The organism is Clostridioides sp. ZZV14-6009, assembly GCF_020658095.1.
GTDB lineage: Bacteria > Bacillota > Clostridia > Peptostreptococcales > Peptostreptococcaceae > Clostridioides.
In genome coordinates this window covers 77,196-90,118 of record NZ_JAGWDG010000002.1, presented here as the reverse complement: position 1 = coordinate 90,118, position 12,923 = coordinate 77,196, and the positions used below count along the sequence as shown (strand labels likewise).

Sequence of the window (12,923 nt, the reverse complement as noted above, 5' to 3'; positions counted from 1 at the left end):
TAATGGTGTTTAAATATGAGAAAAAGAGAAAAAATATTTGATGGATTAGTTTTTAGGTATATATTAATTTTATTGATGTTATTAATTTTAATTGATTTTACAAGTACAATTATATATGCAAGTAATTCTATGGAGGTTACTTCTAAAAATATGATTGAAGCCTCAAAAAGAGAATTAGAAAATTATTTAAGCGTCAATGCATCCTTATTAAAGGCTCTTAGTCAAGACGATAGATTTTCTGATGACAGAATCTCTCTAATTGAAAAAGGTAAGTTATTAAGACCTTATCAAAAACAATATAATCTTTTTATGCTTGGAATAACTGATGCACAAGGAAATACTTCAAGTACATATAGAGAAAGGGTTGGGACAATAAAAGACCGAACGCATTTTCAGAAGGTACTAGAAACAAAAAAAATGGTGATTTCCGATATTACAGTTAGTAAGGTTACAGGGGATAAAGTATTTATTATATGTGTACCTATTATAAAAAATAATGAAGTAAGTGGAACTATTTTTGCTTCCTTTTATTTTCAAGATGTAAATAAGATAGTAAGTAGAACTAATTCTGATGATTCTATTAAATTTTTAATGGTAGATAAAAACTATGCCATTATTTCTCATCAAAATAAAGATTATGTCTATAATAAGACAAATATGTTTAGTGTAGAAGGAAATATTATAGGGAGCAGTAAAAACGAAATTTTAAAAAATATAGATGAGAAACGTCAAGGTGGTTTTTTATCATGGGATAATTGGAAGTTATATAGTGCAAGATATATGAGTATCAAAGGAACTGATTGGACATTAATCTCAAGTTGTGATGTTTTTAAGAACTTTAAAAGCTTGATAATTGATTTTATAATCAAGTTATTTTTCTATATATTAATATTTTTGATATTGTGGAAATTAAGTAATGTTACACTAATAGAACAACTTAAAAAATTAGCTTACTATGATTCCTTAAGTGGAATAAAAAACAAAGAAAAATTTAAAAAAGATTCTATATATATTTTACATAATTACTATAAAGATGATTTTTACTTAGTTCAATTAGATGTTAATAAATTTAAATACATAAATGAGATGTTTGGTTATGCTGAAGGAAATAAGATATTAGTACATATTGCAAATGTGTTAAAACACAATACAAACAAATATGAACTTTGTGCTAGAATGGATAATGACCACTTTATATTATTAATTTCCTGCAATACTGATGTTGACCTTTTAAATAGACTATCTAAAATAAATAATGAAATATGCAGTTTAAGTACTAGTAATTCCTCAAAATATAAAATTGTTATGTCAAGTGGTATATATAAGATAAATAAAAGTGATGATATACAAAAAATTGACTTGTTAATTGATAGAGCGAATATTGCTGCAAAAACAAAAAAAGATAAGTATGAGCATTCATATTCATTTTTTAATGAAGATACAAGAAATCGATTATATAGAGAAAAGAAATTGGAAGATAATATGAATAAAGCTTTGGAAAAAGGAGAGTTTGTAGTATATTATCAACCAAAATATAGTTTAAATGATGGAAATGAAATTGAAGGAGCAGAAGCTCTAATAAGATGGAATAATCCAGATATGGGATTTATTTCACCTGTAGATTTTGTACCTTTATTTGAAAGAAATGGTTTCATTGTAAATGTTGATATGTTTGTATTTGAAGAAGTATGTAAGACCTTGAGAAAGTGGCTAAACAAAGGTTATAATCCTGTGCCAATCTCTGTGAATATATCTAGAGTTCATTTACACAGAGATAATTTTATAGAAAATATTACTGAATTGATAAATAAGTATAATATATCACCTAAGTTTATAGAACTTGAATTAACAGAAAGTGTTGTATTTGATAATTTAAATATATTGATTGATATAATTAAGAGGCTTAAAAAGATAGGATTTCTTATATCAATGGATGATTTTGGCTCAGGATATTCATCTTTGAATCTATTAAAGGACCTTCCTTTTGATATTTTAAAATTAGATAGAGTTTTTCTAATTGAGACAACAGATACAAAACGTGGAAAAATTATTATCTCTAAGATAGTAGAAATGTCAAAAGCGATTAATATTAAAGTTATATGTGAAGGTGTAGAAACCAATGAGCAAGTAGAGTTTTTAAAAGAAATAGGATGCGATAAGGCTCAAGGTTATTTATTTGCTAAACCAATGGTACTTAGTGAATTTGAAAAGCTTTTAAAATTTTAGTTGAATTAATTATTAATACTAATTAGTTTGTTGGTACTCTAACAATTAACTTACAAATATGTAAGTTAATTGTTAGAGTATTTTTATGGTTAAAATGATATATTCACGATAGTATATTAATATAGTAAAAATAAAAAAGTAATGGAGAATATAAAATGAACATATTAAGTATTAAAAATATATCAAAAACATATTATGGAAAAGTTCCATATAAAGCATTAGATAGTATTAATTTAAGTATAGAAAAAGGTGAATTTGTAGCTGTTATGGGTCTATCTGGAAGTGGGAAATCTACTCTTTTAAATATAATATCTACAATTGATAAGCAGAGTGAAGGTCAAGTTATATTAAATGGACAGGATACAAGTAGATTAGAAGGAGAAAAATTAGCTGAATTTAGAAGAAAACAACTTGGTTTTGTATTTCAGAATTTTAATTTGATTGACACTTTGACAGTTGGTGAAAATATAATGTTGCCACTTACACTAGATGGTAGAAATGTAAAAAAAATGAACAGGGAAACTAAAAATATATCTGAATTTTTAGGTATTGATAAAATTTTAGATAGAAGAACTTATGAGATTTCAGGAGGACAAGCTCAAAGATGTGCAATTGCTAGAGCAATTATAAATAAGCCATCATTACTTCTTGCAGATGAACCAACAGGGAATCTTGATTCGAAATCCACTGATGATGTTTTAGAGTTATTTACTAAGATAAACAAAGAACAAAATGTAACTACACTTATGGTAACTCATGAAGCATATAGTGCAAGCCATTCAGATAGAGTCGTTTTTATAAAGGACGGATGCATATATACAGAGATAAAGAAATCAGGCACAAATAGTTCTTTTTACAATAAAATACTATCTGTATTGTCTCAAATAGGAGGTGTAAGGTAGTGAATTTTGGAAGATTTGCTTATAATAATATAATTAGAAACTTTAGAGCATATTTAGCGTATTTTTTAAGTTCAATTTTTTCTATAATGATATTCTTTGTATTTGCAGTATCTATGTTTCATCCAATTATAACTGATTCTGGAATCCAAAGTGGCTCTACTGCATTTATGGCTCTTATGACTTCAGAATTAATAATATTAGGATTTAGTCTACTTTTTATATTGTATTCTTTAGGAAATTTCTTAAAATCTAGATTAAGGGATTTTGGAGTTATGATGATAGTTGGAATGAGTAATAAACAACTGAAAAGATTGATATTGATTGAAAATTTAATAATAGGATTATTAGCAATAATATTAGGAATACTTTTAGGGCTATCTATTTCTAATCTATTTTTATTGTATTTAGGTAAAATATTTTATATGAACTTGACAGAAAGTTACTTTCCAATAAAAGCGATACTAATGACAATTATATCTTTTATGTTGTTGTTTTTGATAACAGGACCACTTAGCTTAAAATTGTTAAACAAAAACAATATTTTTGAACTTTTAGTAGGTACAAAAAAACCTAAAAAAGATATAAAATCTTCAAGATTATTTGGGATACTTGGCATAGTATGTCTTATGATAGGATATGCTATGATACTATTTGGTAATAAGTTAAATATAAATGAAGGTATGTACACGATAGCACTGTTGATTACGCTAGGAACGTTTTTATTTTTTTCTCAGTTTAGCATTTTAATATTAAAGCATATGAAAAATAAAGAGAAGTTTTATAAAAATAAAACAAATATGTTGCTTATAAGTAATTTAGTATATAAGATGAAAGATAATTCTCTATTGTTGTTTTTAATGACAATACTTTTATCTGGAACCTTAGTAGCATTTACAACAACTTCAACGCTTGTAACTTCACAAGGTAAATCCTCTAAAGAGAATTTTCCAATGGTTTACTCATATTTTTCAGAAGATAATAATAACAAAGAATATGAAGAATTAAAAGAAATTAGAAATACAATAAAAGAATATGATTATAAGGAATTAAGTTTTCCTATGCTTGAATATAATAATGAAGTATTATTAAGTATAAGTAACTATAATAAATTATCAAAACAATTGGGATTAGATAAAATTAATCTAAAGAAAAATGAGGGAATTATAGTCCCTAGATATAATTCAAAAGAGCACATAAATTCTTTAAAAGATATTAAATCTTATAAAATAAGAAATGTAAACATAAACATAAAGATAAAAGAATCAACAGATAGGATAATTTTTCCTACAGGTATGTTTAGTAAAATTATAGTTATACATGATAATTTATATAATAATATACAAAGTAAGTTTTCAAAAATAAATTTTTATGGATTTGATTATGAAAACTGGCAAAATAGTGCTGATATAACTGAAGCGTTAAAAGAAAAACATTTTAACCTAGATAGAAATGATATAAAGTCATATTTTTTAACTTTACCAGATATGTATTTAGTTGAGTTACAGCAAAGTAAAATTCTTCACTTTATGGGTATTTTCATAGGTGTTATTCTGTTTATGGCAGTTCTTAGTTTTTTGTATTTTAGACTATATACAGATGAACCTTTTGATAAGGTTAAATACCACAATCTATCAAAAATAGGTCTATCTTTTAAAAATATGAATAAGATTGTTAGTATAGAGATAGGCATACTATTTTTTGTACCTTTTATTATAGCTATTGCAAATAACATATTTTCTTTACTCTTTTTAAATAGTGTACTAAATAATAGTTTTAACTTAAAAAATGTGGGTATATTATTAGTGCTCTCAGGTATATATTCACTTTATTTTCATTTGCTAAAGAAATTTTATATTAGAAAAGTTTGGTTTTTTGATTAAAGTGGTATATAATATATATTATAGAAAATTAATATTTAAAAAGTAGTTAATATTAAGGGAGGGCATATGCACCTCCCTTGTAATATGTGGAAAATTAAATATTAGAAGAAGGAGGAGACTTGATGGATAATCAACAATTATTAGGAACAGAACGAATCAGTAAATTACTACTGAAATACTCTATACCAGCAATAATAGGTATGCTGGTAAATAGTCTATATAATGTGGTAGACAGAATTTTTATTGGGAACATACCAGGGGTTGGACCACTTGCAATAACAGGTCTTGGTGTTACGATGCCAATAATGACAATAATACTTGCATTTGGTATGTTGATAGGAATAGGAACAACAACGACTATATCAATAAAACTTGGGCAAGGTAAAGTAGAAGATGCAAGAAGACTTATAGGAAATGCAATGACATTAGCTGTAGTTACAGGAATTATAATAATGGTACTTGGGATATTATTTGCAAATAAAATACTTACGTTATTTGGAGCAAGTGAAAATACACTAATATATGCAAAGACATATATAAATATCATCTTATTAGGAACAGTAGTAAATCTTCTATCCTTTTCTTTAAATCACTCAATAAGAGCTGACGGTAGCCCTAAGATTTCAGCAGGAATAATGATAATAGGATGCCTAACTAATATAGTTTTAGATTGGATGTTAATATTTGGATTCAATATGGGAATACAAGGAGCTGCAATTGCTACAGTAACTTCTCAAGCTCTTACAGCTATTTTAACTATAGGCTACTATATAAGTGGAAAATCAAATTTAAAATTCAGTAAATCTCATTTAAAATTAGATAAAAGATTAGTAAGAGCAGTCTTTGCGATAGGTATGTCACCATTTGCTATGCAACTTGCAGCAAGCTTAGTTCAAGTAATATCAAATATTGCTCTTAAAACTCATGGTGGAGATTTAGCTATAGGAGCTATGGCTACAATTTCTTCTATAGCAATGGTATTTTTAATGCCTATCTTTGGAATAAATCAGGGAGCGCAACCCATTATAGGTTTTAACTATGGGGCTGAAAAATACGATAGAGTTAAAAAAGCATACTTAGGTTCATTGGTAGTAGCTACTATAATTTTATGTATGGGTATGGTAGTAATTATGCTTTTCCCAGAGGCAATTATAGGAATATTTAATAAAGACGCTGAACTTATGAGTATATCTGTAGATGGTTTAAAAATATATCTACTTATGTTACCAATAGTAGGTTTATCAATTACAGGAACAAACTTTATACAATCTATAGGTAAAGCAAAAATGGCAATGTTATTAAGTCTTCTAAGACAGGTAATTTTATTGATACCAGCAGTAATAATTCTTCCTACATTCTTAGGTTTAAAGGGTGTATGGACAGCTCAACCAGTATCTGACTTTATAGCCACAGTAATTACAGGTGTAGTAGTATTTAGAGAATTGAAAAGATATACACCTAAAAGTGAACGATTAAGCGAAATAACGACCGAATAAAAAGTATAATTTCAGATAAATAAGTAAAAAATTGTAAAAAATACAATTATATGATAAAATAAAACCGCTGTCAAAAAGAAGAGAAATTCTAATTATGGAGTGATTTTATGGAATTTACAAAAAAAAGCAAATTAAAAAATATGTATGTAAACATGAATGTAGCTAGAATGTTGTCTAAGATAAATGAGTATAAGGGTAGACAACTGCTTTACAAAAAACAACCGAAAGAAATTTTAGAAAGTCTAGAAAAAAAATCTTTAGTAGATTGTTCAGAATCTACATATATTGGAAATCAAAAAGAAAGTAATACTTTTAATTTAGAAAAATTAATAAGTAATGAAGTCACACCTAAAAGTAGAGAAGAGTTAAGTATTGTTGAATACAGAGATGTAGTAAAAACTATTAATAGTGCTTATGAGAGTATCCCAATAAGCTCACAAACAATTCTTGAACTTCATGGATACTTATATAAATTTTCATCTACTAGAGGGGGAAGCTATAAATCAGAGAGTGGATTTTTTGAATACAATTTAAAAAATAGTGACTTCATGAATGGTGACGCAAGTGTTAATAAGGTTGAAAAAGCCGTAGAAGAAATATGTGAAGCTTATAATACATTGATAGATGAGGATGAAATTGATATATTAATATTAATTTCTGCATTTGTGTTAGATTTCATATTGATACATCCATTTAAAGAAGGTAATATAAAAATGGCAAGAGTACTTATATTATTGCTGTTAAATAAAAGTGGATATGAAGTTGGAAGATATATAAGTTTAGGAAAAATATTTGATGACAGTTCATATGAGTACTATAGTAACTTAAACTATTTGAAGTCCTCTATAGGGAATGAAAAATCAGATATGAATGCTTGGATTGAATATTTTTTAGAAACTATATTGACTGCATATAAGAAGTTAGATGACAGTTTAAATGTATCTGATAAGAAAAGACAGACAAAAACTAGCAGAATAGAAAAAATAATAAATTCTACTCTTGGATATTTTACAAAAGAAGATATAAAGGACCTATGTCCTGATATTCCAGAACCTACTATAAATAGAGTTTTTAATAATCTAAGAAAACAAGATAAGATAGAGGTTGTTGCAAGGGGAAGAAGCGCAAAATGGAAGAAGAAGTATTAAAAAATACTTTAATAATTTTAATGGTATAGTGTCAAAGCACTATACCATTTTTTATTGAAGTTAGAAATTCTAAGAGGAATTTACATAACTTCATAGAATACTTATTTTATCTAAAATATTATAAGTAATTGCTTGATTAGAATTTTAATATATTTAAAATTATATTGTATAATTAATTATATTTTATTCTTGTATTCTATAAATTTACTTTTTAAGATTATTTAAGAAATATATTTCTATTAACTTTATAATTTAACTACAGAATAGAATGGTTATTTTTGTGAAATAATAATATAAAAATAATCTTAGGAGTGAGCTTATGAAAAAAAAATTATTATATATAAATGTGAATTCAAAACCAGAAGATTTATCTTCAAGTAAAACTGTAGCAAGAAAGTTTATCAATAAATTTATGGAAAAAAATAAGGATTTTGAAGTTGAAGAAGTAGACCTTTATAAGGAGCATATACCAAGATTGGAATATCAATACTTTGAAAAGAGAAATAGTATAGTTAGTGAAGAAGCTGCTAAGCAATTAGATGATAAGGATAGAAAAGAACTTGCAAAAATTAGAAGTCTTTGTGACCAATTTGTGAGTGCAAGTGTATATGTAATAGCAGCTCCTATGTGGAGTTTATCTTTTCCAGCCCCACTTAAAGAATATATAGATTGTATAATTCAAGATGGAAAAACTATATCTTTTGAAGGTGATGATAAACCACAAGGAATACTAAATGATATTGATAGAAGTATGGTATATATACAATCTTCAGGTGGACATATACCATGGGTACTAAAGCCAGTTATGAATAAAGGATTAAATTATGTGGAAAGTATCATGAAATTTATAGGAATCAAAAAATTTGATGAATTATTAGTAGATGGAACTGGAACTAGTGAAGAAGAAAGACAAAGTGCAATAGAAAAAGCATCTGAAAAAATAGAAGGTATAATTGATTCTTTGAAGTTTTAGTTATAATATTTTATTTTATTGAAAATATAAAGGAAAAACCTCTCTTAATGTAGAAACTTATATTGAAGGAGGCGAAAATCATGCGAGAAGAAAAAAGTAATGAGAAGTATGATTGTTATTGGTGTAATCAAGAAAATAATTTCCATGTAGAGATAAAAGACAATGTAGTGATGATAGATGATGGCACTGGTATACTTAAACAAGCCGTTTTCATAGGGTATAAACAAATTCAAGTTAATTTGAATTGTTCACATTGTCAAAACTTAAACAGAATAAAATTAAATTTGTAAACTTTAGATATGGAGATTCTTGAAGGAGTTAAAAATAGAAAGTATTAATATTTAGACTGAAAATTATATTGTATACAATAATGATTAATTTAAGTTACATTGTATTTTAATATTTATTTTCAGTCTTACTTTATTAAAATTATTTTTTGGGAGTATCTTTGAAAAAAGTATCTACTATTTTTTCCGAAATACTTTTTAATTGGTCAGCCATTGAAGTTAAGCTTAGTAAGGCTATCAATAAATCATCTTTATTTTCTGGATTAATAGTGATATTTTCAAAATTAGACTCTATAAAGTTTGGCATATTATTTCTTTGCCTTTCTTTTATTGATATAAACTTTTCATAACATGCCACTAAGTCTTCTCCACTGAAATCCTCTTTTTCGTATACACCATTTAAGATTCTTTTAATCTCTTGTATTGTAAGTGTATTTTTCATAGAATAAATGATTATCATTTGTAAGATTTGTTCTTTGGTATATTTTTTTCCCTTAATAGGTTTGATTAATCCTTCTTTACTATAATTATTTATCATTGTTTTAGTGAGAATTTTTTCATCGTCAAATCTTTTATTGGCAGAAAGTTTATTGTCAATTAGAGAAATAATTTGATCCATATATAGGTCAATAGATGGAATATCATTTGAAGTTATATCTGTATTATTTAGCATTTCTAGTATTATGGTATTTAATTCATTGTTCATCATATGTTACCTCCATAATATCTATAATACACTAATTTAGAAAATAAAACAATATTAATGGTTGCAAAAGATATATAAAGTGGTATAATTAAATGTATAATATAGTATTAAAAACTATATATAAAATATAATTTTTAAAATACATAATTGTAGGAGGACGAAATGTATCAATTTTTTTTAAAGGGTAGAGACCCAATAAGTAGTTTAACTCATTTTATAGGGGCTTGTTTATCTCTTATAGCTACTATAATTTTAATTTTTCAATCTATATCTTTACAACAAACTTCTTTTTTGATGATAGTGTCTGTGTCTGTCTTTGGATTATCTTTAATTGCTCTTTATAGTGCAAGCTCATATTATCATTTTTTAAAAGGTACACCAGAACAAGAATTATTTTTCAGAAAAGTAGACCATGCGATGATTTATGTATTGATTGCTGGTTCATATACACCAATATGCTTGTATTTTATGCAAAAAGAAGAGGGAATAATATTTACTACAGCAATATGGATAGTTGCATTTATTGGTATAGTAATAAAAATATTTTGGATGGATGCACCTAGATGGTTGTCTACAAGTCTATATTTACTTATGGGGTGGGCAATTGTCTTTGATATAAATGCATTTAATTCAATTCCTAAGGATTGTCTTAACTTATTAATAATAGAAGGTGTATCTTACTCTATAGGTGCAGTTATTTACATTATTAAGAAGCCAAATATAAGTCCTGAATTTGGATTTCATGAGATATTTCATATTTTTATTATGTTAGGTTCTTTATTCCACTTTTTGGCTGTTTTATTGTATGTTTTATAGTTTAAAAATCCAGTTAATTGATACTAAAAATTCTACAATGAAGAAAATAAAAAGAACTGTCTTATATAGAATGTATCTTCTATTATAAGACAGTTCCTTATTATAAATATCAAATTATATTTATAATAACTTGTTTATAAAAATAGCATATTCAAAATGTCTATTCCATAATTCCTTTAATGTACTTCTCATTTACGACATATAGTTTGAATTTATGTACTATAATTATATCCTCTAAATTCTCTGACACACTAACAATTCTAACACATTTATTTCTAATTTCCACAGGCAAATCTAAATCATTTGTTAAATTTACATAGTCATCATATTTATACATAAAATCATCCCTTTACATTAAGATATACTTATTATACTATATTTTAATAAGTTTTTTTAAATTATTACAATTTTTCCCGAAATTTCATTTTTTATACACAAAATTTCCAAATTAAGTAAAGATTAAATATCTAACTGTACAAATAAAAAATCATATAAAATATTTTATTTAAATTTCTAAATAACTATTGCCAATTTTTGAAAAGTATATTATCATTAATAGTAATAAAAAAACTGTAAATTTAGAATATTAATAAAAAATATTTGGGAGGAAATTATCATGGTGAGATTAAATGTAGAAAAATTAAATATAAAATTAAATCATCACCATCATCATAGACTAAAGGGATTGTAATATGAAATTGATTCATAGACACAAGCCCTGTTTTTAGTGTAATTGGTCTTGTATCTATGATGGGAAGTAATTTTAAAAGAAAATTATAGCCATATAGGTATAAAGCCTATATGGCTTTTTTATTGTTTTAAATTTGCAAATGTAAGAGTAATTTTAATGAAAAGGGTGAGAGTATGAAATTTTTAAGGATTGAAGATGAAGTTATTTATTCTAAAAAAAGATACAAATTAAAAAGAGAAATAGACAGGCTTTTCTTAGATGAAGAATATTTTCAAATAGAACCACAATTATTTGAAGAATATGATGAATTTACAAATATAAATAGTAAAATTCCAAAAGAATCTATGGTAAAGGTTGTAAATGGAAGAGTAATGGTCCTAAGAGCTGATATAACTACAAGTATAATAAAAAGTCTCATACCAAGATGGGAAGATGGTTTAAAACTTAAACTTTTTTATAATTCATCTATATATAAAAATAAGAATACAGTTGGAATAAAAGAGATAAGACAGATAGGTTGTGAGTACTTAGGAGAATCTTCTTTAGAAGCAGATAGAGAAGTGGTAAAATTGGCTCTTAAGATACTTGAAAAGTACAACAATAATTTTATTTTGGAGGTTGGTAGTAGTAAATATATTAATGGACTATTAGAGGAATTAAAATTGAACAAGAATTGTGAAAATCAAATTAAAAACTTATTGTATACCAAAAATAACCATGAACTAAAAGTATATATTGAAGATTTAAAAATTAAAAATGATGTAAAAGAATTATTATCAAATATCTTAAGTTTTCAAGGTAATCTATATAATGTTATTGAAAAGGCACAAAAATTCTATTGTAATGATAAGATGAAACAAGCACTTGAAGAGTTAAAACAAATAAACGATTTAATTGAGGAATGTAATTTTTTAGATAAAGCTAGATTTGACTTATCAATGATTACAATGCTTGACTATTATGAAGGAGTTATGTTTAGAGGATACTATCCAGACTCATATAAAGAAATTCTAAGCGGTGGAAGATATGATTCTCTAACTAAAGAGTATGGAAAAGAAATTCCAGCTATTGGATTTACATTAAGTGTTGATGAATTAATGAAGTATGTATATAAGTAAGATTGAAAAGGAGGTATTATTTTGGATTATTTAACTATAGCATTAGCAAAAGGAAGAATAGAAGGGGAATCATTTAAAAAATTTAAAAAAATGGGGTTGGGGGATAGTATAGATACTGATACAAGAAAGCTAATTTTTAAAGATGAAAAAAATAAAATCATATATATACATGTAAAACCATCAGATGTAGTTACGTATGTTGAAAAAGGAGTTGCTGACCTCGGTATAGCAGGTAAAGATACTATTTTAGAAAATGAAACAGATGTATATGAAATATATGATTTAGGTTTTGGAAAGTGTAAATTTGCAGTAGCAGGACTAAAGGGAGATAGTATATATAGAAAAGATGAATATCTAAAAGTGGCAACAAAGTACCCAAACATAGCAAAAAAATACTTTAAAGAAAAAGGTCAAAAAATTGAAATAATAAAACTAAATGGTTCTGTTGAACTAGCTCCAATAGTAGGCTTATCAGATGTAATTGTTGATATAGTTGAAACGGGTAATACACTTAAAGCAAATGGACTTGAAATATTAGAAGATATATGCGATATAAGTGCTAGGATTATATCAAATAGAGCTAGTTATAGATTTAAGTATGAACAAATTCAAAATATAATTCGTTTGTTTAAGGAAATTGATAACTAAAATATAATTAAAATTGACAAGGAGAGGTTTAA

The 12,923-nt window shown here is 25.8% G+C and carries 12 protein-coding genes; 10 read left to right on the top strand and 2 right to left on the bottom strand.

Translation table 11 applies throughout. From position 1 onward, the window contains the following. Positions 1 to 15: 15 nt before the first annotated feature. The 7 genes from KGF36_RS03725 to KGF36_RS03695 all read left to right on the top strand — a co-directional run bounded on the left by KGF36_RS03725 (position 16) and on the right by KGF36_RS03695 (position 8,915). Positions 16 to 2,226 carry an EAL domain-containing protein gene (locus KGF36_RS03725; protein WP_227827394.1) on the top strand — a complete coding sequence of 737 codons (2,211 nt, stop codon included), beginning with the start codon at positions 16 to 18 and terminating at the stop codon, positions 2,224 to 2,226. A 155-nt stretch (positions 2,227 to 2,381) separates the two neighbouring features. Next, positions 2,382 to 3,128, top strand: coding sequence for an ABC transporter ATP-binding protein (locus tag KGF36_RS03720; protein WP_227827395.1), 747 nt, complete (start codon positions 2,382 to 2,384; stop codon positions 3,126 to 3,128). After that, positions 3,128 to 5,008 carry an FtsX-like permease family protein gene (locus KGF36_RS03715; protein ID WP_227827396.1) on the top strand — a complete coding sequence of 627 codons (1,881 nt, stop codon included), beginning with the start codon at positions 3,128 to 3,130 and terminating at the stop codon, positions 5,006 to 5,008. The genes KGF36_RS03720 and KGF36_RS03715 overlap by 1 nt, the downstream gene beginning before the upstream one ends. A gap of 122 nt (positions 5,009 to 5,130) precedes the next feature. Further along, complete coding sequence (locus tag KGF36_RS03710) at positions 5,131 to 6,504, top strand: MATE family efflux transporter (RefSeq protein WP_227827397.1); 1,374 nt, start codon at positions 5,131 to 5,133, stop codon at positions 6,502 to 6,504. 107 nt (positions 6,505 to 6,611) lie between these two features. Next, entirely contained in the window at positions 6,612 to 7,652 is a 1,041-nt protein-coding gene (locus tag KGF36_RS03705) for a Fic family protein (protein ID WP_227827398.1), read from the top strand. Between the two features lie 319 nt (positions 7,653 to 7,971). After that, positions 7,972 to 8,625, top strand: coding sequence for an FMN-dependent NADH-azoreductase (locus KGF36_RS03700; RefSeq protein WP_227827399.1), 654 nt, complete (start codon positions 7,972 to 7,974; stop codon positions 8,623 to 8,625). An 80-nt stretch (positions 8,626 to 8,705) separates the two neighbouring features. Beyond that, positions 8,706 to 8,915, top strand: a complete 210-nt coding sequence (locus KGF36_RS03695; protein ID WP_227432931.1) for a hypothetical protein — start codon at positions 8,706 to 8,708, stop codon at positions 8,913 to 8,915. Positions 8,916 to 9,054: 139 nt separating this feature from the next. Here KGF36_RS03695 and KGF36_RS03690 read toward each other — a convergent pair whose 3' ends face one another. Continuing rightward, positions 9,055 to 9,621 carry a DUF1836 domain-containing protein gene (locus tag KGF36_RS03690; protein WP_227856580.1) on the bottom strand — a complete coding sequence of 189 codons (567 nt, stop codon included), beginning with the start codon at positions 9,619 to 9,621 and terminating at the stop codon, positions 9,055 to 9,057. A gap of 159 nt (positions 9,622 to 9,780) precedes the next feature. Between KGF36_RS03690 and trhA the strand changes: the two genes are divergently transcribed. Continuing rightward, positions 9,781 to 10,434, top strand: a complete 654-nt coding sequence (gene trhA, locus KGF36_RS03685; RefSeq protein WP_227432934.1) for a PAQR family membrane homeostasis protein TrhA — start codon at positions 9,781 to 9,783, stop codon at positions 10,432 to 10,434. Between the two features lie 160 nt (positions 10,435 to 10,594). Here the strand turns inward: trhA and KGF36_RS03680 are convergent, their stop codons facing one another. Continuing rightward, the gene (locus tag KGF36_RS03680) at positions 10,595 to 10,771 is read right to left on the bottom strand and encodes a hypothetical protein (RefSeq protein WP_003420092.1); all 177 of its coding nucleotides are present in this window, start codon (positions 10,769 to 10,771) and stop codon (positions 10,595 to 10,597) included. A 527-nt stretch (positions 10,772 to 11,298) separates the two neighbouring features. Between KGF36_RS03680 and KGF36_RS03675 the strand changes: the two genes are divergently transcribed. Both KGF36_RS03675 and hisG read left to right on the top strand, forming a co-directional pair. Next, the gene (locus KGF36_RS03675; protein WP_227827401.1) at positions 11,299 to 12,243 is read left to right on the top strand and encodes an ATP phosphoribosyltransferase regulatory subunit; all 945 of its coding nucleotides are present in this window, start codon (positions 11,299 to 11,301) and stop codon (positions 12,241 to 12,243) included. Positions 12,244 to 12,264: 21 nt separating this feature from the next. Further along, entirely contained in the window at positions 12,265 to 12,891 is a 627-nt protein-coding gene (gene hisG, locus KGF36_RS03670) for an ATP phosphoribosyltransferase (protein ID WP_227432938.1), read from the top strand. The last annotated feature ends 32 nt before the right edge of the window (positions 12,892 to 12,923 follow it).

What these genes read in the sequence shown, in the direction of transcription:
- KGF36_RS03725 (WP_227827394.1), top strand. Translation starts at nt 16, where the DNA reads ATGAGAAAAAGAGAAAAAATATTTGATGGATTAGTTTTTAGGTATATA.
- KGF36_RS03720 (WP_227827395.1), top strand. Translation starts at nt 2,382, where the DNA reads ATGAACATATTAAGTATTAAAAATATATCAAAAACATATTATGGAAAA.
- KGF36_RS03710 (WP_227827397.1), top strand. Translation starts at nt 5,131, where the DNA reads ATGGATAATCAACAATTATTAGGAACAGAACGAATCAGTAAATTACTA.
- KGF36_RS03705 (WP_227827398.1), top strand. Translation starts at nt 6,612, where the DNA reads ATGGAATTTACAAAAAAAAGCAAATTAAAAAATATGTATGTAAACATG.
- KGF36_RS03700 (WP_227827399.1), top strand. Translation starts at nt 7,972, where the DNA reads ATGAAAAAAAAATTATTATATATAAATGTGAATTCAAAACCAGAAGAT.
- KGF36_RS03695 (WP_227432931.1), top strand. Translation starts at nt 8,706, where the DNA reads ATGCGAGAAGAAAAAAGTAATGAGAAGTATGATTGTTATTGGTGTAAT.
- KGF36_RS03690 (WP_227856580.1), bottom strand. Translation starts at nt 9,621, where the DNA reads ATGATGAACAATGAATTAAATACCATAATACTAGAAATGCTAAATAAT.
- trhA (WP_227432934.1), top strand. Translation starts at nt 9,781, where the DNA reads ATGTATCAATTTTTTTTAAAGGGTAGAGACCCAATAAGTAGTTTAACT.
- KGF36_RS03680 (WP_003420092.1), bottom strand. Translation starts at nt 10,771, where the DNA reads ATGTATAAATATGATGACTATGTAAATTTAACAAATGATTTAGATTTG.
- KGF36_RS03675 (WP_227827401.1), top strand. Translation starts at nt 11,299, where the DNA reads ATGAAATTTTTAAGGATTGAAGATGAAGTTATTTATTCTAAAAAAAGA.